Below are 22,149 nucleotides of genomic sequence, written 5' to 3' on the forward strand. Positions count from 1 at the left end.
TTGAGCAACTGAAGAAGCAGGGCCTCATGGATGAAAAAGGAAACATCGTGCCACGTCCGATAAGTGGGTCAGTTGCAACGCCTAAGTCGAGGGGAATGACAGGAGTTTTGCCACCGCAGCTGCTTGAGCAACTGAAGAAGCATGGCCTCATGGACGAAAAAGGGAATATGGAGCCTCGTACTGCCCATGCGAAATCAAATACACCGGTACTTACGCCACAGATACTTCCTGGCGATTGGTTCAAGAAAAACCCAAAAGGTAGTTGGTAATGCCTGCACTCAGCATTTGGATGAATGGAGAGCATGTCGGTTTATGGGAGGTTTCGCGAACAGGTGGGCACAGGCTTTTCTATGATCCAACATGGCTAGCCAGCCCGCATTCGCGGCCCCTGTCTCTGTCTCTTCCATTCACACCTGACTTGGAAGTTTCAGGGCAAGTTGTTGAAAATTTTTTCGACAACTTGCTGCCTGACAACGCTGATATAAGAAAACGTATCACTAAGCGTTTCGGACTTCGAAGCACAGACCCGAATGCATTTGCTCTGTTAGAGACTATTGGTCGTGACTGCGTTGGAGCTGTGCAGCTCATGCCCGAAGGCGAGCAACCGATTGGCTTCAACCAGTTGAAGGGCTCACCAATGGATGAACAGGATGTAGCAGCGCATTTGGCAGGTTTAGGCAACGCATTTGGCAATCTTGAGGGTGAAACCGATTTTCGGTTGTCCATTGCTGGTGCTCAGGAAAAAACGGCACTTTTGCGAATTGGTGAACAGTGGTTTCAGCCCCTTGGTGCAACACCCACCACCCACATACTCAAGCCGCAAATTGGCATGGTGCCGAGGCATGACCATGACTTTACTCAGTCTGTGCAGAACGAATGGCTGTGCAATCAGTTACTGGGTGCTATGGGATTTCCTGTCGCTACAAGCACTATCGAAACCTTCGGTCCGCATACGGTGTTATCCGTCGAAAGGTTTGACCGCGCATGGAATCCAGCAGGTTGGATTGCACGCCTCCCCCAAGAAGACTTGTGCCAAGCTAAAGGGGTTGCTAGCAGCCAAAAATATGAGGTCGATGGAGGTCCAGGCATTGTGGAGTGCCTGGAAGTTTTAGCAGGCAGTCAGGAATCGGCAGCTGACAGTGCACGCTTTGTGATGGCACAGTTGGCGTTTTGGCTATTGGCTGCGATTGACGGTCATGCTAAAAATTTCTCAATATTTATTCAACCTGGTGGTGGCTATCAAATGACACCGTTGTATGACGTGCTTTCTGCTTGGCCAGTGATTGGTCATGGGCACGGAAAAATTGAGTCGAGAAGAGCCAAGATGGCCATGGCTATTCCTGGCTTTAAAAGTCGCCACTATCACCTGTATACGATTCAGCGTCGTCATTGGAAGGTGCTGGCTAACTTCACTCGGATTACTGGACTGTGGGAAGAGATGGTGGCTATGGTCGAAGGGCTAGAGGCTGCGATTGCCATGGTTAGCGGCAACCTGCATTCCAGCGTGCAACCTCAGTTTGCAGAGCAGATTTTTACTGGTGCTCGAGTTCAAGCACGTAAGTTTTTGAGCGGCCCTGACGAATAGTTGCACGCTAAAGTCTAAGTTCCATTGGATGCTATCGGTACTGTGTGATTGCACCGATAGTGTCTTTTTAGCTGTTGAGAAATCTACTGCTCCACACCCTGTGGTAGCGCGTTAATCCACTCCGCAATGTCTGCAAATTTCCATGCGGTTTTTTGCGGGCCCAAGCGCAGCGGCTCTGGAAATTTCCCTTGCTTGATCTGCTGGTAGATCCACGACTTGCTCATGCCAATGGTGTTGGCCACCTCACTGGCACTGAGTAGCTTGATGGTGTTGATTGCTTCTGCTGTCATTGTTGGTGTTCTCCTCATTCAGGTCTGCACTTGTGCGCGCAGCAGCTCGTCCTTTGGCAATGCAGGCTTGCTGGCAAGCGCCTGCAACTGCTCTGCCATCACGTCTTCTTGCATTGCATGCTCATAGATGGTCAGGCCCAAGCGCTGGGCAATGAAATATTCAGCGCTGGCGCCGGGCGATTGCTGCCAGCCGGGCAGCAAGTAGATGGCGTGGCAGGTCATGAGCTGGCTGATGCCCATGCGCATGTAGGCAGTCCAGGCGCAGTGCGCATCGACATGCGGCACGGGGTTCTCTGCTGGGCTCTCTACATGCCAAGCCCGTTTGCGTAAGCGCGCGGCGGCGTCGTGAAAGGCGGGGTAGTTGTTGTCCGGCAGTCCTGTCATGGGGCCGGCAATGTAGATGCGGTGGTTGGGGGACTCATGCATCAGCCACATCTGCATGGTGCTGATGCAGCGGAATTCTTTTTTGCCGGAAACAAAGCCACCAAAGCGCTGGCACTCATCCACGATCAAGCGGGTTGCCATGCGCCAGCCGGTGAAAAAGCTGAGCATGAGCATGGCGGGCATGAGCACTACGCGAAACATCATCATGTACATGGGCGTGTCCTTTCTTTGGTCAGTGGGTGGATTCGGTGATCTGCACCGGGGCGGTTACCAGTTCTTGCAGTACGGTCAAGGTGACGTGCAGCTCTTGCTCACGATTGGCCAGCGCGCGGCCGCGCACGTTCAGCCAGGCGTCGGGTGGCATCAGGCCCAGCTCTGCCTCAATCGCTGACTTTTCCTTTTGGAAGTACTTGATGAGGTACGGCAGAGTGGGTGCCTTGCATTCATTTTTAATAGCTTGCTGCGCTTGCATTGCTTTGCTTTCGTTTATGTTTTTCATTGAATTCGTTGCACGGCATGGGCTGCGGGCTCATATTTATTAATGAGCTTGGTGAACACGGACTGCAGCTCTTGCGTCAGTGAACCGTTGCGCTTGCTGAACCTGCCTGCTTTTCGGCAGCTGTCGTAGCTGGCTTTGCAGGCAATGCACTCAACGCGCAGCCCATCGCGGTTGCTGGGTTCTCGGTAGAAAAATTCGGTGTCTGCGGGCCACTGCTCGTGGCACTTGCTGCAGGTCTTTTCCACCGAGCTGTTTTTTTGGGGTGCGGTTTTCATGCGGCGTTGGCCTTTCTGCGCAGTGGCACAACCTGGGGAGAAGTGCCCAGCTCCAGCGTGGTTTGCGCCTGACGGGCCTGTTCGGCAGCGGCATCGCGTTCGGCCTTGGCGGCTGCGCGGCGCATGTCGGCAAATCGTTTGGCCAAATTGGTGTCGTTGGCGTTGGTGTACTTGAAGCCGTGCGCCGGATTGAGGGCGCTTCGGCTGGGAGGTGGTGCTTTCAATAAATCGGGGACTTGCGTGGACATAGCGGTCTCCTGCAAAAGATTTAGGCGTAAAAAGCCCCGCAGCGCCTGCAAATCAGGCTCTGTCGGTGGGGTTCAAAGGGGTGAAGGAGGAGGGAGCGCTAGGCGCTGGGGGTATCAGTCAGGGGGCGGCACTCCCTGTACAAACAAGTCGCCCGTTACTGGCGTTGTGTTGCGCGCCTGGTGCTCGGCACTGGCTGCGTGGTCTAGGGTGATGCGCAGCATGTCGCGGCGCACGTGGCTGGACAGGGGCAGATTCACCCCCGGGTCAGGCGTGGCAGAGGGCGATAGGGTGCGGGAAATTTCCAGCGTTGCCACAAAGGTGTGGCCGCACTCAGCATTCGCGCAGCAAAACACGTACTGCCGCGTCAGCACCGACATTTGCTCACTGGTGCGAATCACGCTGGGCCACTTGCAATGTGGGCACGGCAGGCGTGTGGATTCCTTGTTCGTGCCTTTCCACTGCTTGGGCTGGCTTGGCTTGTTACAGCTTTGCGCGGCTTTTCCTTCACTGGCGCGGGCGCTATCAGCCACTTGGTTCAGCTGCTTGCTGGTACGCAAAGCGGCAGATGCCAGCTCAGAATTGCTGACAGGGAAAGTGAAGGAATCAGCCATGCGCACCACCTTTAATCAGTTGCTGGCCATGTCTGCCGCAGGCAGCTCAATGCGGCCAAGGCGCTTGTATTGCGCCATGCCCATCAGGTGAATCAGGCGGGCAAAGTTGCTGGAGCTGCGGCCCTGCGCTTTGGCCTGTGCGTGTGCATCTGCCAGCTCTTGCTTGTCAAGGCGCAGAGCAATGGGCTTTTCATGCACCAGACGGTCGACCGAGGCCGAGTGATGCCGCGTAAGTTGGGCTGGGGTAGTCATGTACTATTGGGCATAGATTGTTACAACGTAAACGCATCATTGCACTGAAAAAAGTGCATGTCAATATATGTCTGAAATTAAATATGTGCAGATAGGAGAGCGACTGCGCGAAGAACGGCTGCGAATTGGGCTGTCTCAGGTCGATTTCTCCCTGTACTGCGGCGCCTCGCGGAATGCACTTCTCCAATGGGAGCGGGGTGAAACAGCGCCCAATGCAGGCGTACTGGCCACCATGACCAATCTAGGCGTTGACGCTCTCTACGTTGTGACAGGACAGCGCCAAGGCGAGAGCGAATCCACCTTGGCCCCCGAAGAAAAAGTACTTCTAAGCGCTTGGCGCGATAGTGGCGACAAAGGGCGCGCGGCATTGACTGCCGTCGCGGAAGTTCTAAGACCAGATTCGTAACTGCGACTTGATGCCCCAAAGCCCAAAGAGGCAGGGGTCTATAGAGAGGGAGATCTATGTCAAACGTAATTGGTGGCGTTTTACTGCTGCTTGCCTTAGTGGTTGCCGTGATGTGCCTGATTGGGCTGATCGCTCCCAAATGGCTGAAGTACTCCAAAACTGGCGATGCACCCAAGCGCTCCCGCATTGCTCTGGTGCTGCTGTTTGTGCCGATTATTTTGCTCGGCATTGGCGGGTCTTTGGTTGATGAGTCCGCCAAAGAAAGTAGTGCCAGCGCTGAAGAAATAGAAAAACCAAGTCAGGCAGCAGTTGCCCCAGCAGTCTCTGATCAACAAGCCGCAGAGCCTGCAGCCGAGACCCTTGGCATCACTCCCAAAGAATTTAAGAAGCGCTTCAACACACTCGCAAAGAGTATGGATCTTCCATGGAATGCCGATTCAATGGAGATGAGCAAAGGGCCAGTCAACGACACGTACAAGCTAGTAGCCGGGACGGGCTACATGGTTGCCGTTGTTGATAAGAACGGCTTCATTACCGACGTGCACACCGGTCTGGCTGCTGGCGATGGCTCAGGTGGCGATGCAGCAGATGGGCTGATTCTGATGGGGTTGGTTGCTAATGCCACCACAGATGGCGCCTCCCGCGATGACATTGGGAAAGCTTTTGCGAGCTTGATGAAAAAGGCCATGGCCAGCATTGATAAGCCGAATGCTGCAGTTCAAAAAATCTCCGTTGGTAATCGCACATACAGCGCGACAGCAAATCGGTTGATTGGCTTCACCTTGTCTATTGCACCCAAAGAATCATGAGAACAGTCAAATTTTTTGCACTGAGCTTGGCAGTTGTTCTGGGTATCAGCGTTGCACATGCTCGCAACTACCCGTGCTCTGGAAAAAAGGGTGGTGTTTCGCACTGCCAGGGTGGCAAGTTCGTGTGCAAAGACGGCACGATCAGTGGCAGCAAGCAGGTTTGTCGATGAACCGGGTGACACATCCAGCCCCAAGACTTGAAAACGATCAGCTTAAGAACGGCGAACACCACCCAACCCATCGAAGATGTGCATTGGAGACGAGGCGCGAAGCCGCAGTACAAAAAGTACGACCAGGCAAAGTAACGACGTATCCAGGGTAGTGTTAGCGGCTCTAAAGTTGCCCTAGATCAGCAACGTTACAACTTCTTAAGACGAAATCAACTCGCCAGAAATTCCCTGTAAATCCTTTCACCTTACAGCGGAAAACTCCAACTTGTAGAAATAAAAGCTGATGTTATTCTTTGAATCCGACTTTCTTTTATTATTCTTATTCCCCTTATTATTGATAGTAGCGGTACTAAAAAATCTTGGGTTTCAGAAAATATTACCATGGATAGCTAGTGCTTCTTCAGTAATTTTTCTATATGCGTTTAGCGAAATAAGCGTAATTATTGCAATTTTTTCATTGTTGCTTAATTACTTCGCAGCTGCCTATTTGCTGAAAAATAGATCCAGGTCAGTTTTTATTTCTACGATTGTTTTAAATCTCTTGGTTTTAGGGTATTTTAAATACTCAATTCTAATTGATAAATCTTTATTTGATGGAAATTCTTCGTGGACTTGGCGGATTGCCCTTCCGTTAGGTATAAGTTTCTATACTTTTCAACAAATTGCCTTCGTGGCGGATGTTTATAGAGGTAAAGTTAAATCGTTTACTTTTAAAACATATATCCTTTTTAAGTTATTTTTTCCGCAGTTTGTTGCAGGTCCAATTACGCATTTCGGAAGAGTAGCGGCAAGTTATGAGCGGTGGCCCACATTCAATGCTCGATCTATTAAGTTTGGCTTGATTATATTTTCTATTGGGATGCTGAAAAAACTAATCGGCGACCACTTTGGAGCAATTGCGAATAACGGATTTTCTCACCAGGAGGCTTTGAGCACTTATCAAGCATGGATCTCGATGGTTGCTTTTACATTGCAGATTTATTTTGATTTCTCTGGATATAGTGATATGGCCGTTGGTGTCGCGCGGATTTTTGGCGTCAGTTTGCCGTATAACTTTAACTCACCATATAAATCAAAAAATTTAAGCGATTTCTGGCGTCGTTGGCATATCACTTTATCTCAATGGCTTCGCGATTATCTTTATATTCCATTAGGCGGTAATCGCCATGGTGCTGCAAGGATGGCTGTCGCTTTGTTTTTGACCATGGCACTTGGCGGCTTATGGCATGGTGCTAATTGGACGTTCCTTTTATGGGGCGCAGCCCATGGGCTTGCACTTATAGTTGTGCGTTTTTTTGGGTTTTCTGTACCTACCTTTGTCGGTAGATTCTTGGTTTTTTTATTCGTTATGTTGACCTGGGTGCTCTTTCGCTCTGATTCGATTTCGGGGGCAACGCAACATTATTTGTCTCTATTTGATTTTTCTAATTCTGGAATAGGCGTTGAATTTCAGCGGTTCATTGGTACGTTTCTTCCAAACTTCAATGTTGATTCGAAATTAAATATCCCAAGCCAAATTTCTGAGTTCAGCTTTATATTCGTAGCCTGTTTGTTGTGTTTCTTTGCGCCAAACTCTAGAGAAATTTCTATATGGTGCGTGGCACGCCGAGTTTATTCCTTAAAACTGGTTGAGATTCCGCTACTTGTGGCGATTATCGTTATATTGTCTGTTGCTTTTATTTCTCCGGATACTGCAAATGCGTTTATCTATTTCGAATTTTAAAATAATCGCTGTCACGGTTTTAGCGAGTGCATTATTTCTCTGGATTGGATATAGATTTGTTTGCATTCAACTAGGCTATCCCAATCCTGAGTATAAAACTGAAATGTGGCTTGGCAACACTGCGCGGATGCGGGAGTTTTTGTATGAAAAACTTCCGTCTAAGACTGGTGAAAAAACTATTTTTGTTGTGAGTGGATCTAATTCGCTGTTTTCGATCGCTAGCGATGTGCTATCTGAAAAGACAGGTTACAAAGTAAAAAACTATTCATTGCATGCAGGCATGCATATAGATATTCTGTTTTCTCAAATTAGGAACAAGGTAAAAGCTGGGGATATAGTTGTCGCCCCGCTTGAGTGGGAAGCGAGAGATAGAGTACTAATAAATCAATTTGATTATGAAAATTATCTACACTACTTTAGCCAGTCTGTGGAGCCATCTCCTTTAGTTCTTTATAATATTTTTTCAGCAGTACCATTACGACGTTGGGCAATAGGGTTTAAAACATACCTGTATCAACCTCACGATTCCGTTTCATATCGAAATTTTTATACAGATGAATCACTTAATTATACTTGGAAGCACAGGCCAGGGAACGAAAATTATACGCACAGGGCATTAAATGAATTTGGAGATATAAATATTGAATTGCCAATAACCTCTGCTACTTGGAAAGATAAATCTATTTTCAAAGTCCCGGAGAAGGCTGATTCAAAATGGCTTGAGATATTAGGTGGATGGAATGATTATTTTGAAAATAAAGGTGCTCGATTTGTTGTGACCTCTCCAATTTTATTGGAAGGAAATGGGCCAGAGATTTTTTCAAAAAATATATGGGGGAATATCGGTAATCTGCGAGATCAAATGGAGTTTACAAAAACTCCACTTTACTGTGATCCTGTATCTGCTACATTCTCAAGCATTTATCGTTACGATACCTCATACCATGCCAATGCAGAGGGGGCAAGACTAAGGTCCAAGGAGCTTGGAGAATGCATGGTTGAATTTATAAATGGTAAAGATGTTAAAACTAAAAAAATCAATCCAGATCTTGTAATTCCAGAAATAAAACATCGCCTCATTAAACAAAGAGAAAATTTCGGTTCAGGTAATATGCTCTTTCAGGTTCGGTTGCGAGAACTACATAGAATTAATGAAGAGATATCCGGTTTCCATTCGAAGACTGGAAGTTATCCTAAATCATCGGTTGATGAGAGCTGGGGTTTGCCTGTGGGCATGAATATTAGTATGCGCGATGATTTGGGGGTAACCTACTGGTCTAATGGATTGAGTTATAAACTGATTGCCAAAGCGCCGAAGACAGAATGTGCGGTTGTGGTGGCAAATTGGCCTGAAATGGTTGATCCAGTTGGCCTAGAAAATGATGACGGCACACAGTGCTCTGGTTTTGGATATTGGACAGATGAACAAAAACTTAGATAAAAGTGAAGCTCTCTAAGAGCCGCTAACACCACTTACCTTTGAGACCGGCACGAAGCATTTATGCTTCGTGTCCTCATGGCAAGACAACCCGTTAGCAAAGAGCTGTGGCGACAACTGCAGCCTCCGATTCCCACTTTCACCCCATCGGCCTAAGGGGGCTCACGAAAGGTCGGCGTGAGCGATGAGGCTGCACTCAACGGGGCATCCTGTTTGTGCTGCACGCCGGCTTCCATGGCAAGACCTTCCCCAGTCCTTGGGCTATGGTAGGGGCATGACTTACTGGCGACGCTTGCGTGACCGGAATCAATCCCTGCGGTGGCTGGCCTGCCAGGCAGAGCACGCAAGCGGCCTGCGAAACTCCATGCGGACAAAGGTTACGACTACCGCGCTGTCGTGCTGACCTCAGACGACGAGGAATCGCCAGCCGGATTGCGCGACGAGGAGTTGAGAGCAGCGAAAAACTAGGCAGGCAGCGCTGGGTCGTCGAGAGAACACACGGATGGTTTGCGGGGTTTGGCAAGCTGCGAATCCGATTTGAAAAGCGCTTGGACATCCACGAGGCGTTACTGAAGTTGGCTGCCGCAATCATCTGCGCACTCTATCGTGGATAGGTGGTATTAGCGGTGCTTAATGCTTAAGTTGCGTCAAGTTGATGTGAGTCTGCTTCCCCGCTCCATCTGCGCCTTGCTCGTCCAGCCACTGCCGTCATTCAAGCTGTGCGTCACCTCTTTGACCAGCCAGTCATCCCCGTCAATTTCTTCTTTCCACCCGCTGACCTTGATGGGTGACTGCGCCGTAATCTCAGGGCGGCCCATGGCCAGCGCCAGCTCAAACGTGGCCATGCCGCGCTCGATGCGCTGGCGCTCGGCCTTGGCGGCATCCAGCGCGTCTTTCTCACTGGCGTAGGTTTCTTTGAGCGTTTTGGTGTTGCCATCTTTCTTGCCTGCCACCACCAGCTTGCGCTTGCCGTTCACGCTGTCTGACCAATAGGCTTTCACCCCATCAAATGCATCGCGGGTGCTGCTGCTCCAGCGGTGCTGGTCACCATCACGCCGGGTGATGTGTATGGTGGGCAGCTTCTCTCCCTTGCTGTTTTTGGTGCCGTTGATGGGCATGAAGAGCAGGTGCTTTTTCTTGACGGTGGCCACCGCGTCGTACTTGCGGGCCAGACGCGTCAGAAAGTGCATGTCGCTTTCATTGGTCTGGGTGATGTGGGTAATGGCAGTTTTGGCCAGGCGTTCATCCACCTTGTGGGTGAGTTTGCTGCGCTTGGCCAAGTCGGCCAGCACTGTGCCCAGGGTGGTGTTGCGCCAGCTCTTTTCCTTGCGGTTGCGGATCTCACCGCCCATGTCTGCAGCGCGGGCGCGAATGGTGACTTTGTCGGGTGCGCCGGTGTGTTCCACCTCATCGACCACAAAGCTGCCTTTATCCACCAGCAGCTGGCCCAGCCAGCCAATGGACAGTTCAATCTCGGCTTCTTTGCGGGGCAGCTCCAGCAGGCCGTCGTGGTCGCTCAGATCCAGGTCGAGCTGGTCGGCGGTGTTCTCGCGTCCCTCGGTGAGGGTCAGGCTGATCAGGCGGGCATCGACAAAGGGGGTAATGTCTTTGCCTGCCACGGTCAGTGCGTAGGTGGGGGCAGGATGCAGCGGAGCGGGCTCTTGCCGGTATTGGTCGTCTTGGTCTGCCATAGGTCACTCTTCGCCGGGGGCCACGTACTGGCCTTGTTCGTTGACGTTGACCTCTGCACCGCCCGCTTCGTCGTCAACACGGGCCAGCTGCAAATCAAAGCTGACGCGGGTGGGGTTGCCGTAGCGATCGTGCAGGGTGCCGGTTTCGTTGAGGCTTTCAATCACGAACAGTCCAAACACTTCACCATTGCCAGCCACCAAAGCGAAGGACTGCCCGCTGTCGCCCATGGCCCGCAGCTCGGCCAGGCTGGCGTAGTCGCCAATTTGCTCGGGTGCTAGCCAGCCGCTGAGCGAGAAGGTCTCGTCGCCCACGCCCACAAACTGGCGGGCAGGGCGTGCGCCCACACGGCTGTTGCTGGGGTGCCGCCAGGTGTTGCTGCGCTTGAGCTCCTGAAACGCCAGCGTGTCCAGCGAGAAGATGAATTGCCCGAAGGCCATGAGCATGGAGCCCTGCATATCGTTCCCTTGTCTTCAGCTCAGGTCGTGCATGGCGCTGCGGCCACGGCTGGCTTTTTGTCGATCGATGTTTTCAATTTCTGCGCGTACAGCGCGGGCAATGGCCTGTGCGTCCATGCCTGGTGCGGCATAGATTTGAAAGGTGTAGTTGCCACCGGCTGCAGGCGCCGGCGCACTGATGCGCGGGGCAATGCTTGGGCCTGCCCCAATGGGTGCAGTGCCGCCGTCTATGCCCACAGCACCCACTGGTGCAGCCGCTGCACCGGCCATGGCCAGCGCTGCAGCACGCACACCGGCCTGACCTGCGGTGATGCCGTTGGCGGCACCTTCAGAGATCCAGCCTCCAAACTGCGTGAACAGCTTGGAGGGGCTGGCAATGCCCAGCTTTTCTTTGAACCAGGTGGCCGCCGAGCTGGCTGCGCCTACCACCGCGTCTTTGAGTGCAGCCAGCCTGCCAGTAATGCCACCAATGAGCCCGTCAATGATGAAGCCACCAAAGCTGCGGAACTGCTCGGGCACCTGGATACCCAGCGCAGCCAGCGCGGTGGTGAAGGCGTTCCACAAAAGGCCAAAGGGCGAGAAGTTGAGCAGAGCGGCGACCCATGCGCCCACGCCACCATCGAGTAGGTTGCGCACGCCAGAGACAAAGGCGCTCAGTGCGGTGCTGACCATGCTGGAGGCGGTGTTCCAGATGCCGACCATCCAATTGCCCAGGCTGGACAGCAAGCCCATTACCCAATTACAGAAGTCACTGACCAAGGCTTTGCCACCACCCCAGACGGCATCCCAGTTGCTATACAGCGCCCAGCCTGCAGAAATTAGCAGCCCAATTGGCCCCATGAAACGCAGCAGCAGCAAGGCACCGCGTGCCAGCAGCGGAACAAGGCGGCCTGCGCCTGTGGCCATGGTGCCAAAAGCACCACCACCAGCAGCCACACCGGCCAGCTTGGCCAACATCAAGCGCACCAGCAGCCCCTTGGCCAGCAGGAAGCCCAGCGGGATCAGCAGTGCTCCCACGGCAGTGGTCAGCACAGAAAACACCACGACCAGGCGCAGCAGCCACTGAGCTGCAATGGGGTTGGCCTTGAACCAGTCGCCAACACTACGGATGCCTGCGGTGAGGTTTTGAATCCATGAGCGGATCTCGCCCTGGTTGGCATCAAACAAGCTGATGCGCACGTCTTCCCAGGTGCTGGAAATTTCGTCCAGGTCGCCGGTGACGTTGTCGGCCATGATGCTGGCGGTTTTGCTTGCAGCACCTGCGCTGTCACGCACCTTGTTCAGGTATTCCAAGATGCCGCCGGAACCTGCTTTGTCCAGCAGCTCGGTCATGGCGGCTGCGGGTTCTTCGCCAAACACGGTCTTGAGTACTTCCAGTTTTTGCGCGCTGCCCATCTTCTCGGTCTGCTTGGCCAGCTTGGCCAGCACTTCCATGACGTTGAGCACGTTGTCGTTACGCATGTTGATGTTTCCTTGGCGGTGTCTGTGAATGGGGGGCTTAGAACTCGGCCTTCACGTCGCCGTCACCGCCAGTGGCAGGAGGGCGCGAAGGGTCGGCGTTTTGTTTGCTGAGCTTGGTGACCAGCTCGCTATGGGCTTGCTGCAGCGTGTTGAACTTGCTTTGGAAGTCAGCCAGTGCCTTGGCATCGGTGTCGCGGTGCTGTGCAAATGCCTGCAGCACGACCGCGTTTTCTGCCAGGACGGCTTGAACGGCCTGAAGATCTGCCTGGCTGTGCTGCTGGACGGTGGGGGCAGGCTTAGCAGGCGTGGTGCCCAAGAGCTTTTCCATCAAACCGTTGAACTTGTTCAGGGCTGTGGTCAGTGCTCCGGGTTCGGTGGTCACTGCCGGTGCTTGGGTTTCCAGCTCCAGCTGAAACTCCAGCCCCGCAGTGAACAAGGTGTTGGGGTTGGTCTTGCGACCAGCCATGACACCGGGGTTTTGCGATGCAAAGGCCAGCATCTCAGTGCCCAGGCTGGCGGGGCTGTCAGTAACAGCCAGCCCAACTAGGTAGGCCTCGCCGGTGGCAGCAAAGTTGGGGTCAACTTCGATAGAGGTGTAGAGCTTTTGGCCAGCCTTGTTCATGGCCATCAGCGACTCCAGCGGCTTGATCTGGGCGAACAGGGCCAGCTTGCCGTCTTCGACCGCTTCGGCCTTGAGGGCCAGCACATCGCCCTGGGCGGCAAAGGAGCTGTCGGGCAGCATGCCGCGCATGTGTTCAATCCACACACGTGCAGTGAAAAGTCCTCTGCTTCAGACTTAGTCGCCAATACTGCCGATCGCTTCACTTGCACGGCAGAGGTTTCGAGCGTGATGCATTCCTATTTGCTCTAACGCAGCTTCGGTAGCACCACTATCGGTTTGACCCTCTGCTGTTTGACCATAGAGAAAGTATCAAACGCGGGGCGCGCCTTGATGATCGTGACAGATTGCTCAACGTCGCCCACGAGCTTCCTAAATGAGCCGACGCTTTTCTGACAATTCGCACCCACGATGATCTCTCTGAGAGTCAAGTTTGGCCCGAAATTCAGGTAGTACTCACCGTTGAGCGGATCTGGATCTTCTAGATTCGCGAAGATTCGCCACTCCTCTTCATAGGCCCATTGCTCATACTTTGTAGTAATCACTTTTTCGAGTAACGAGTGGTCTACACCTCGGATTGGCTTTGCAAAATCGACGGCCCACTTTAAGCGTTCTGGCTCGTAAATCATTTTCTTTGGACAGTCCTCGGGTACATCAAAGCCAAGGCAAATGCCCGTGTGAGATTTTGCATAGTGAGCCCACATCACTGGGCTTTTCCAATGTTTTCCGAAGCAGATTAAGCCTAGCGATTTTTCCCAACGATCTCTGAGCATTCTGAAGATATAGCGTTCATCAGGCTCTCCGGAGTTGAAGCACATGAGTTCGAATGGGTCATTCATACGGGAAAACCGACCTAGCCGCATACGCTTCTCAGGAAGAATGTATTTCTCAGCTGCTTCGAGTGATGTCAGGTGGTAAAGACGCATACGCAATGGTAGAGCGCCTGCAGTCGCATTAAGCATAAAAGCTTGGTGAATGACCGCTTGCATTCAGACGCACGTTGTGCGCCCGATCAGTAGCCCCGTGTCGTCAGCAGCCCTCACAAACACGACAAGGTAAGCCTGTGGCAGCAGAAAAACTAAATTTCTCCAAGGGTGTTAGCAACCCAGCTATCACGGCCCTAATAGTTGTTTCATAATCCGCCGCCGTGACAGTTTTAGCCCGCACTGTCACGAAACTGGCACAGAAAAGAAATTTCTGCACAGTGGTAAAGCGGGTAATTTTATTAAGTTGTTGATTTCATTTGATGAAATCTTGCTTAACGCCGATGGTCACGGCGATTTTATTGACCCATGTAGAGGAACACCATGTACAAAAACCTCGCAGCCACGCTCGTGGCCGCTTGTTTTGTCGTCAGCGCATCTGCGCAAACCCCCAAACCCACAGCTTTAGCCAGCCAGGCACCGCTCAAAGCGGCGTTTGTCTACGTCACGCCTGTACTGCCTGCGGGCTGGACGCGCCAGCACGAAGAAGGTCGCCTGCAACTGGAGCGCGACCTAGCTGGCAAGGTGCAGACCACGGCTGTGGACAACGTGGCCGAAGGCCCTGATGCCGAGCGCGTGATTCGCGATTTGGCGGCGCAGGGCAATCAGCTCATCTTCACCACCAGTTTTGGCTATATGGAGCCGACGCTGCGTGTGGCGCGTGAGTTTCCGAACGTCAAGTTTGAAAACATCACGGGCTACAAGCAGGCCGACAACGTGGCCACGGCCAATGCCCGCCATTACGAAGGGCGTTACCTGTCGGGCGTAGCGGCAGGCCGCATGAGCAAGACGGGCGTGGCCGGTTTTGTGGCCGGCTTTCCCATTCCGGAGGTGGTGCAGGGCGTGAATGCCTTTGTGCTGGGCATGCGCAGCGTGAACCCCAAGGCGCAGGTCAAGGTGGTGTGGCTGAACGCCTGGTTTGACCCCGCACGTGAACGCGAGGCCGCCATGGCGCTGATGGACCAGGGCGCTGATGTGCTGTCCTTTCAGGTGGCGACCACAGCAGTAATGGCAGCGGCGCAAGAGCGCGGCAAGATGGCCATCGCCTTTCACTCCGACATGCGCAAGGATGCGCCAGATGCCCAGTTGCTGGCCATCACCCACCATTGGGGCAACTACTACGCTGCGCGCGCCAAGGCGGTGCAAAACGGCACGTGGAAGCCGGGTGACACCTGGGGAGGCGTCAAAGACGGCATGGTGCGCGTAGAGCACTTTGGCCCCAAGCTGCCGCAAGCCGTGCGCGATGAGGTGCTGGCACGCCAAAAAGAAATGGCCGCAGGCAAGCTGCAGCCTTTCCAGGCCGTGAAAGCCGCGATACGCGACAACCAGGGCAAAGAGCGCATTGCCAGGGGCACGCAGCTTACTGACGAGCAGTTGCACCACATGGACTGGCTGGCAGAAGGCGTGATTGGCAGCGTCAAGTAACGCGGGCCTGTGCGTGCGGGCGGTAAATACTTAGACTGTGCACAGCGATTACGCCGGAAAATCAGGAGCGCCTTGCGCACGTGATTGCTAGGCTTTGGCATGATTCATGCGTAAAAAGCAATCAATATCAGCGCAAGCTGCTCCCGAAATGTGTGCAACCGTAGAGAGTGCCGTGTTCATGAAAATCTACCGCAGTGCCTTGCTCCGCTTTGCCCCTGATGGCAGCCCCGTGTATGACAGCGACGGGCTGCTGGCGGTAGCGCCAGACGCCAAGGGCCAGGAGCGGGTGGTTGCAGCAGGCAGCTGGCAGGCGCTGCAAGCGCAGTATGTGAACCAGCCGGGCGCAGCGCTCATCGACCTGCCGGGCCGGCTGATTGCCCCCGGTTTTGTGGACATGCACATCCACTACCCGCAAACCGATGTGATTGGCGCGCCGGCCGATGGCTTGCTGCCATGGCTGGAGCACTACACCTTTCCGCATGAATCGCGCTTTCATGACCGGGCCTATGCCGACAGCGTGGCCACATTCTTTCTGGATGAGTTGCTGCGCAACGGCGTAACCACATCGCTGACCTTTGCCACCTCGCACCCCGCATCGGTGGATGCCATCATGCATGCCTCACAACAGCGCGGCATGCGCATGATGGCAGGCAAGGTGCTGCAAGACCGCAACAGCCCGGATGGCGTGCGCGATGACACCGAGCAGGGCTTGATCGATACCGAAAACCTGATTGAACGCTGGCACGGCGTAGACCGTCTGGGCTATGCCATCACCCCACGTTTTGCGCCCACCAGCACGCCCGAGCAACTGCGCGGGGCGGGTGAGCTGGCGGCCAAGTACAAAGATGTGTGGGTGCACTCGCACGTTTCAGAAAACCTTGATGAAATCCGCTGGGTGCGCCAGCTGTATCCGCAAGCGCGCAGCTACCTTGATGTGTACAACGGCTTTGGCCTGATGCGCGAGCGAGCCGTGTACGCCCATTGCATCTGGCTGGATGACACCGACCGCGCACTGATGCGCGAAACACGCACGGCTGCGGCCATCAGTCCGACCAGCAACCTGTTCTTGTCCAGCGGCTACTTTGATTACTTGAAAGCCGATGCTGCAGGCTTGATGTATGGCCTAGCCAGCGATGTGGGCGGCGGCATGAGTTTTTCACCATTTCGCACCATGCAGGCAGCCTACATCGTAGGCCGTGAGCAGCACAGCAAAGCGGGCTTGAGCCTCAAGCCCGCCCACCTGTGGTGGCAGCACACGGCAGGTGCGGCCAGGGCGCTGGGCCTGGAGGGTGTGATTGGCAATTTGCAGCCTGGCTGCGAAGCAGATTTTGTTGTCATCAACCCTGCTTGCACCCCGCTGCTGGCGCGCAAGACACAGCAAACCGCATCGCTGGATGAGCTGCTATTTGCCATGATCGTGCTCGGGGATGACCGCTTGATTGAGCAAACCATTGTTTCTCAAGCAAAATAGCACCATTGCGCTGATATGAAAAGCGCTTCATGCTATACAAAATTCAGCGAAACAGGACACTTTCATGAGCATCATGAGCGACAAATGGATCCGCAAGATGGCGGAGCAGCACGGCATGATCGAGCCGTTCGAGCCCGGTCAGATTCGCGAAGCCGACGGCAAGAAAATCATCAGCTACGGCACCTCCAGCTACGGCTACGACATTCGCTGCGCACGCGAGTTCAAGGTGTTCACCAACATCCACAGCACCGTAGTGGACCCCAAGAATTTTGACGAAAAGAGCTTTGTGGACTTTGAGGGTGACTACTGCATCATCCCGCCCAACAGCTTTGCGCTGGCCCGCACGGTGGAGTACTTTCGCATTCCACGCGATGTGCTGACCGTGTGCCTGGGCAAGAGCACTTATGCGCGCTGCGGCATCATCGTGAATGTGACGCCGTTTGAGCCAGAGTGGGAAGGCTATGTGACGCTGGAGTTTTCCAACACCACGCCACTGCCCGCCAAGATTTATGCAGGCGAAGGCTGCGCGCAAGTGCTGTTCCTGCAAGGCAATGAGCCGTGCGAAACCAGCTACAAGGACCGTGGCGGCAAGTACCAGGGCCAGCACGGCGTGACGTTGCCGCGTACTTGATTGGCAAGGTGCTGCCAATAAAAAAAGCGGGCTAAACGGCCCGCTTTTTTTGTGGGGCCGCACGGCCTCACCCGGCGCGATGAACCCGGTTGCGGCCAGCGCGTTTGGCCTCGTACAAGGCTTCGTCGCTGCGCTTGATCATGCTGTGCAGATCATCGGAGGCCTCTTCGCTGCGCAAGCTGCTCACGCCAGCGCTGACAGTGATGTGGCCCACTGTCGGTATGGGAGTGCGTTCAATACTCTCTAGAAGTTCCTGGGCCAGTTGCTGTGCTGCACTGGCGCTGGTGTCGGGCAGCAGCAGTGCAAATTCCTCACCGCCAATGCGTGCGACGATGTCTGCTTGGCGCGTGCGCTGGCGCAGGATGTCTGCCAGATTGGCCAAGACGCTGTCCCCGGCATCGTGGCCAAACTGATCGTTGACGGATTTGAAGAAGTCAATATCCAGGCTGATCATGCTCAAGGGGCGGCCACTGCGGCGTGCCAGGGCCAAAGCCAGGGTGGCCTGGGTGTCAAAGCCGCGGCGATTGAGAAGCTGGGTGAGTGCATCGGTATTGGCCTGGCGCTGCAATTCGGCATTGGCTGCTTGTAGCTCCTGCGTGCGTCGATGAACCTGCTTTTGCATTTCTTCATTGGCGCGCAGCAACTGCGCTGTCATGCCCGACAAGGCCTGAGAAAGCTTGAAGACTTCACGGTTGCTGTGAAGCAGGGGGATGCTGGCGTGCGTGTGGGCCTGAATCTGGCTGGCAGCCTGGGCCAGTTGCTTCAAGTCATCGCTCACATGTCTTGCCAGGGTCCAGGCGACCAAGGCAGTCAGCAAGCCTGCAATGCCAGCAAAGCCAAGGGACAGCCACAGCATGCGGTTGGCGTCTGCGTAGGCAGCTTCAACCGGTTGGCGTGCCACGATCCACCAGCCCAGATCATTGGCCGGGCTGGGTGTGGGAAGCTGCACAGCGGAGGTGAGAAAAGGCTGCGCCCGATCTTTCCATTGCACCAGGTTGGCATTGGGGCTGTTGCGCTCCATCGCCTCGGGCAGGGTCTGCTCAAGCCTTGTGTAAGGGGCCGTAGCGCCATCGGGGGCGTAGATCAACGTACCTGCTTTATCAAAGATGAAAATGCTTTGCTGGTTGTTTTTTGCCGCACCTTGCTGCAGCCGCTCGACCGCATCGCGCGCCCAGTCCCAGCTGCTGTGAATGCCCAGAACACCCAGTAAAGAGCCATCAGGGCCTTGGATCGGCGCAGCAAAGTCCACCACACGCAGTGCTTGTGCAGATGCATCTGCAGATTTTTGCAGCAATTGAGTCAGTTGCTGGGATGTGTAGACCTGGCTGATGAACGGGCCACTTTGTGCGTACTGAAACCAAGGGCGTTGCGAGACATCTGTGCCCTGCAGCAAATGGTCTGTGGCGTTTTGCACGGTCCCGTGGACATCGGCAACCCCAATCCATACGTTATGAGGATTGATGTGCTGCATGCGGGCCAGCATATCGGCTACGCCGCGTGAGGCCAAACCCTGTTCCCACAATTCTTTGGATGTAGCCAGTACCTGCGCACGGCGGCTTTGCTGCTGCAAATCTTGCTGCAGCATCGTGGCGGTATTGCTGGCCACGATATGCAAGGCAGTAGCGGCTTGTTGCTGCAAACGCCATTTCAGAAATTCACCCGCCAGTAAACAAAGCACCACGGCCAGAAATACCGAAAAACCACCAAATACCAGCGCAATTTGAGTTCGAAGGCTGCGGTAGGGTGGGTCGGTTTGGGGCATGAATCTTTTGGTGGGCACAGGGCAAGTTAAACGTCAGGGCCGCAGCAGCGTTGGTGCGATATGCAGTGTTTGCAAAAAAAGGCTGGAGCGTCAAGTGGCGTGCTTGTCAGTCAAGAACCCTTGGCAGGTGGTGGCTGTATATGAAAGTCCTACAACGACTTGGCATGCATCACGCTACGCAGCGTGCAAGCGAAAAACTAGCATTCACGCATTGCATGACGGACTTTTGATATGAGCGAGCACAAACTGAATCACGTGTTTTTTAGTCTGTTGTTGCGTGGCTGTCTTTTTTTTGGTGCAGCTGTCTTGCTGGTTTGGCAATTCATCACATTCATGGACGTTGTACAGATGCACACTGCACGGGCGCAGAATGTGAGCCGCTCCGCCAGCTGGTCCAACCAGCCTGTGGGAACGATGCCGCAGGCGTCGCACGAGCAAGAGCAGGCGACGCAGCACGAATGACAATGAATACAGATACAGGTATGCCGCGCGCAGCGCTACCTCGGGGTGTCCAGGAGAAACAACGATGAAATGGGAAGGCAATCGCCAGTCGGACAACGTGGAAGACCGGCGCAGTGGCGGCGGTGGGGCACCCATGCTGGGTGGCCGCAATATCGGGATCGGTACGATCGTGATTGCGCTGATCGGAGGCTGGGTGCTGGGTGTGAACCCATTGACGATTTTGGGCGTTATCAGTGGCGGCGGTATGCCTGCGACGCAGCAGCAAGCACCAGCGCAAGCGCCTCCGGCCAATGACACCATGGCTAAGTTCGTATCTACCGTGCTGGCGGATACGGAAGATGTGTGGACGCAAATTTTTAGACAAGGCGGGGCAACTTATCAGGACCCTCGACTGGTCCTGTTCCGCGGTGCCATTGCTACGGCATGTGGCACAGGCCAGTCAGCCATGGGGCCCTTTTACTGTCCGGGCGATCAAAAAGTCTATATTGACCTGTCCTTTTATGATCAGCTGAAAAACCAGCTGGGCGCACCTGGTGACTTTGCGCAGGCGTATGTGATTGCGCATGAGGTCGGTCACCATGTGCAGAATCTGCTGGGTATCTCTGGCCAAGTGGATCAAATGCGGGGGCGTGTCAGCAAGGTGGAATACAACAAGCTGTCCGTCAAGCTGGAGCTGCAGGCAGATTGTCTGGCCGGTGTGTGGGCGCACCATGCAGACAGTCAGCGCCAAATTCTTGAGCAGGGAGATGTTCAGGAGGCCATGAACGCCGCTGCAAAAATTGGTGACGATGCATTGCAGAAGGCGCAGACTGGCCAGATCGTGCCAGACAGCTTTACGCACGGCAGCAGTGCACAGCGTCAGCGCTGGTTTAAAACCGGTTTACAGACAGGATCCGTGCAGTCATGTGACACTTTTTCTGCCAGCAGCTTGTAGCAAAAATGCGCTTAAAGTGAGGTTTTATTTCCACGGAATCCGCCAAGAAACGCTGGATTTAAAGACCTCACAAGGAGCTTGGCGTTCACAGTGCGACAATAGCACCCTCAATGACAAGTTCTTTTTCCTCTTTACTCTTGGCGGAGCCTCTGGCACGCGCCGTGGCCGAAATGGGCTACGAGTCCATGACCCCCATCCAGGCCCAGGCGATTCCGGTGGTTTTAACCGGCAAGGATGTGATGGGAGCAGCGCAAACTGGCACGGGTAAGACCGCTGCTTTTTCGCTGCCACTGCTGCAACGTCTGATGCGGCATGAGAACACCTCGGCATCTCCAGCCCGTCACCCGGTTCGTGCTCTGGTGCTATTGCCAACGCGTGAGCTGGCCGATCAGGTGGCTCAGCAAATTGCGCTGTATGCAAAGCACACCAAGCTGCGCAGCACCGTGGTTTTTGGCGGTATGGATATGAAGCCCCAGACGCTGGAGCTGAAAAAAGGCGTGGAGGTCTTGGTGGCAACGCCGGGCCGTCTGCTGGACCATATTGAAGCCAAGAATGTGGTGCTCAATCAAGTTGAATATGTGGTGCTCGACGAGGCCGACCGCATGCTGGACATCGGGTTCCTGCCTGATTTGCAGCGCATCTTGAGCCATTTGCCCAAGACACGCACTACGCTGCTGTTCAGTGCGACGTTCTCGCCAGAAATCAAGCGTCTGGCTGGCAGCTACCTGCAAGACCCGGTCACCATTGAAGTCGCTCGCCCCAATGAGACGGCCTCGACGGTCGAGCAGCGCTTCATTGCTGCCAATGACGACGACAAGCGCCGTGCCATCTGTGAAGTGCTGAAAGAGCGTGGCATTCGCCAGGCTTTCATCTTCTCCAACAGCAAGCTGGGATGCGCCCGCTTGACCCGTGCTCTGGAGCGCGATGGCTATCGTGCAACCGCTTTGCATGGCGACAAGAGCCAGGATGAGCGTTTGAAGGCGCTGGAAGCTTTCAAGCAAGGCGAAATGGACTTGTTGGTGTGTACCGACGTGGCTGCACGTGGTCTGGACATCAAAGATGTGCCTGCCGTGTTCAACTACGACGTGCCATTCAACGCCGAAGACTATGTGCACCGCATTGGCCGCACTGGCCGTGCTGGCGCGACCGGTCTGGCAGTGACCATGGTGGGTAGCTCGGATGCCAAATTGGTGGCTGATATCGAGAAGCTGATCAAGAAAAAGATCACTGTCGAAACCATTCAACTGTCTGATACACGCCGTTTCCGTGACCGTGACAGCCAGCGCGAAGTCGCAGGCCGTGAAGAGGTGCAGCGCAGTGCTTCGGTACAAGGCACCCGCCCTATGCGTGGTGCGCGCCCTGTGCGCAGTGCTCCGGCAGATCCCTTCTTTGATAAGCCCTATCAGGAGCGTGAGTCCTATACCCCTGCATGGGATGCCAGCCCTGCTGCGCCCAAAGCAGCTGCGGGTGTGAAGTCCAAACGCAAGGTTGCAGCTTTGTTCAAGCCCATGGGGAGCTTCTAACAAGTCGCTGCAGCCATAAAAAGAACCACGCCATTGAGCG

Annotated in this window: 24 protein-coding genes and 2 pseudogenes; 13 read left to right on the top strand and 13 right to left on the bottom strand. The window is 54.4% G+C overall.

Annotated elements, in window-relative coordinates; translation table 11 throughout:
• Both H9646_RS11815 and H9646_RS11820 read left to right on the top strand, forming a co-directional pair.
• Positions 1-269, top strand: a 269-nt coding sequence (locus tag H9646_RS11815) for a hypothetical protein (protein WP_225214148.1), incomplete at its 5' end; no start/stop codon positions are given.
• On the top strand, positions 269-1,585 hold the full coding sequence (locus H9646_RS11820; RefSeq protein ID WP_191723561.1) for a type II toxin-antitoxin system HipA family toxin: 1,317 nt from the start codon (positions 269-271) through the stop codon (positions 1,583-1,585). The genes H9646_RS11815 and H9646_RS11820, both read left to right, overlap by 1 nt.
• An 83-nt stretch (positions 1,586-1,668) precedes the next feature.
• On the opposite strand, the gene H9646_RS11825 is transcribed toward H9646_RS11820, so the two are convergent.
• From H9646_RS11825 to H9646_RS11855, 7 genes are all read right to left on the bottom strand, one after another.
• A complete protein-coding gene (locus H9646_RS11825; RefSeq protein WP_191723562.1) occupies positions 1,669-1,875 on the bottom strand; it encodes a helix-turn-helix transcriptional regulator in 207 nt (68 codons plus the stop codon).
• An 18-nt stretch (positions 1,876-1,893) separates the two neighbouring features.
• Positions 1,894-2,472 (bottom strand): DUF4406 domain-containing protein, encoded by a 579-nt coding sequence (locus H9646_RS11830; protein ID WP_225214149.1) that lies wholly within the window; start codon positions 2,470-2,472, stop codon positions 1,894-1,896.
• A 19-nt stretch (positions 2,473-2,491) separates the two neighbouring features.
• Entirely contained in the window at positions 2,492-2,758 is a 267-nt protein-coding gene (locus H9646_RS11835) for a hypothetical protein (RefSeq protein ID WP_225214150.1), read from the bottom strand.
• Positions 2,755-3,033, bottom strand: a complete 279-nt coding sequence (locus H9646_RS11840) for a hypothetical protein (RefSeq protein WP_191723564.1) — start codon at positions 3,031-3,033, stop codon at positions 2,755-2,757. Before H9646_RS11840 ends, H9646_RS11835 begins: the two co-directional genes overlap by 4 nt.
• Positions 3,030-3,281, bottom strand: coding sequence for a hypothetical protein (locus H9646_RS11845; protein WP_191723565.1), 252 nt, complete (start codon positions 3,279-3,281; stop codon positions 3,030-3,032). The genes H9646_RS11840 and H9646_RS11845 overlap by 4 nt, the downstream gene beginning before the upstream one ends.
• A gap of 114 nt (positions 3,282-3,395) precedes the next feature.
• Positions 3,396-3,893 (bottom strand): ogr/Delta-like zinc finger family protein, encoded by a 498-nt coding sequence (locus H9646_RS11850; RefSeq protein WP_191723566.1) that lies wholly within the window; start codon positions 3,891-3,893, stop codon positions 3,396-3,398.
• 15 nt (positions 3,894-3,908) lie between these two features.
• On the bottom strand, positions 3,909-4,145 hold the full coding sequence (locus H9646_RS11855; protein ID WP_191723567.1) for a hypothetical protein: 237 nt from the start codon (positions 4,143-4,145) through the stop codon (positions 3,909-3,911).
• A 67-nt stretch (positions 4,146-4,212) separates the two neighbouring features.
• On the opposite strand from H9646_RS11855, the gene H9646_RS11860 reads away from it, so the two are divergent.
• The 5 genes and pseudogenes from H9646_RS11860 to H9646_RS18720 all read left to right on the top strand — a co-directional run.
• Positions 4,213-4,551, top strand: a complete 339-nt coding sequence (locus tag H9646_RS11860) for a helix-turn-helix domain-containing protein (protein ID WP_191723568.1) — start codon at positions 4,213-4,215, stop codon at positions 4,549-4,551.
• Positions 4,552-4,607: 56 nt separating this feature from the next.
• Positions 4,608-5,360 carry a hypothetical protein gene (locus H9646_RS11865; protein ID WP_191723569.1) on the top strand — a complete coding sequence of 251 codons (753 nt, stop codon included), beginning with the start codon at positions 4,608-4,610 and terminating at the stop codon, positions 5,358-5,360.
• Positions 5,361-5,813: 453 nt separating this feature from the next.
• Entirely contained in the window at positions 5,814-7,253 is a 1,440-nt protein-coding gene (locus H9646_RS11870) for an MBOAT family O-acyltransferase (RefSeq protein ID WP_191723570.1), read from the top strand.
• Positions 7,228-8,694 carry a hypothetical protein gene (locus H9646_RS11875; protein ID WP_191723571.1) on the top strand — a complete coding sequence of 489 codons (1,467 nt, stop codon included), beginning with the start codon at positions 7,228-7,230 and terminating at the stop codon, positions 8,692-8,694. The genes H9646_RS11870 and H9646_RS11875 overlap by 26 nt, the downstream gene beginning before the upstream one ends.
• Before the next feature lie 321 nt (positions 8,695-9,015).
• A pseudogene (locus H9646_RS18720) lies at positions 9,016-9,305 on the top strand (transposase); the annotation flags it as partial.
• 33 nt (positions 9,306-9,338) lie between these two features.
• On the opposite strand, the gene H9646_RS11885 reads toward H9646_RS18720, so the two are convergent.
• The 5 genes and pseudogenes from H9646_RS11885 to H9646_RS11905 all read right to left on the bottom strand — a co-directional run bounded on the left by H9646_RS11885 (position 9,339) and on the right by H9646_RS11905 (position 13,907).
• A complete protein-coding gene (locus H9646_RS11885; RefSeq protein ID WP_191723572.1) occupies positions 9,339-10,382 on the bottom strand; it encodes a contractile injection system protein, VgrG/Pvc8 family in 1,044 nt (347 codons plus the stop codon).
• 3 nt (positions 10,383-10,385) lie between these two features.
• A complete protein-coding gene (locus H9646_RS11890) occupies positions 10,386-10,826 on the bottom strand; it encodes a phage tail protein (protein WP_191723689.1) in 441 nt (146 codons plus the stop codon).
• 27 nt (positions 10,827-10,853) lie between these two features.
• Complete coding sequence (locus H9646_RS11895) at positions 10,854-12,299, bottom strand: phage tail tape measure protein (protein WP_191723573.1); 1,446 nt, start codon at positions 12,297-12,299, stop codon at positions 10,854-10,856.
• A gap of 37 nt (positions 12,300-12,336) precedes the next feature.
• A pseudogene (locus H9646_RS11900) lies at positions 12,337-13,068 on the bottom strand (GPO family capsid scaffolding protein); the annotation flags it as partial.
• 98 nt (positions 13,069-13,166) lie between these two features.
• Positions 13,167-13,907 (bottom strand): DUF2971 domain-containing protein, encoded by a 741-nt coding sequence (locus H9646_RS11905; protein WP_191723575.1) that lies wholly within the window; start codon positions 13,905-13,907, stop codon positions 13,167-13,169.
• A 318-nt stretch (positions 13,908-14,225) separates the two neighbouring features.
• Here H9646_RS11905 and H9646_RS11910 point away from each other — a divergent pair, with 318 nt between their 5' ends.
• From H9646_RS11910 to dcd, 3 genes are all read left to right on the top strand, one after another.
• The gene (locus tag H9646_RS11910; protein WP_191723576.1) at positions 14,226-15,326 is read left to right on the top strand and encodes a BMP family ABC transporter substrate-binding protein; all 1,101 of its coding nucleotides are present in this window, start codon (positions 14,226-14,228) and stop codon (positions 15,324-15,326) included.
• Between the two features lie 178 nt (positions 15,327-15,504).
• Entirely contained in the window at positions 15,505-16,797 is a 1,293-nt protein-coding gene (gene guaD / locus H9646_RS11915; protein ID WP_191723690.1) for a guanine deaminase, read from the top strand.
• Between the two features lie 64 nt (positions 16,798-16,861).
• Entirely contained in the window at positions 16,862-17,428 is a 567-nt protein-coding gene (dcd, locus tag H9646_RS11920) for a dCTP deaminase (RefSeq protein WP_191723577.1), read from the top strand.
• A gap of 67 nt (positions 17,429-17,495) precedes the next feature.
• On the opposite strand, the gene H9646_RS11925 is transcribed toward dcd, so the two are convergent.
• Positions 17,496-19,190 carry a sensor domain-containing diguanylate cyclase gene (locus H9646_RS11925; RefSeq protein WP_191723578.1) on the bottom strand — a complete coding sequence of 565 codons (1,695 nt, stop codon included), beginning with the start codon at positions 19,188-19,190 and terminating at the stop codon, positions 17,496-17,498.
• A 333-nt stretch (positions 19,191-19,523) separates the two neighbouring features.
• Between H9646_RS11925 and H9646_RS18565 the strand changes: the two genes are divergently transcribed.
• From H9646_RS18565 to H9646_RS11935, 3 genes are all read left to right on the top strand, one after another.
• Entirely contained in the window at positions 19,524-19,652 is a 129-nt protein-coding gene (locus H9646_RS18565) for a hypothetical protein (protein ID WP_263598949.1), read from the top strand.
• 64 nt (positions 19,653-19,716) lie between these two features.
• Positions 19,717-20,586, top strand: a complete 870-nt coding sequence (ypfJ, locus tag H9646_RS11930; RefSeq protein WP_191723579.1) for a KPN_02809 family neutral zinc metallopeptidase — start codon at positions 19,717-19,719, stop codon at positions 20,584-20,586.
• 110 nt (positions 20,587-20,696) lie between these two features.
• Positions 20,697-22,109 (top strand): DEAD/DEAH box helicase, encoded by a 1,413-nt coding sequence (locus tag H9646_RS11935; RefSeq protein WP_191723580.1) that lies wholly within the window; start codon positions 20,697-20,699, stop codon positions 22,107-22,109.
• Positions 22,110-22,149 lie beyond the last annotated feature (40 nt).

The organism is Comamonas avium, from assembly GCF_014836675.1.
GTDB classification, from domain to species: Bacteria; Pseudomonadota; Gammaproteobacteria; order Burkholderiales; family Burkholderiaceae_C; genus Comamonas; species Comamonas avium.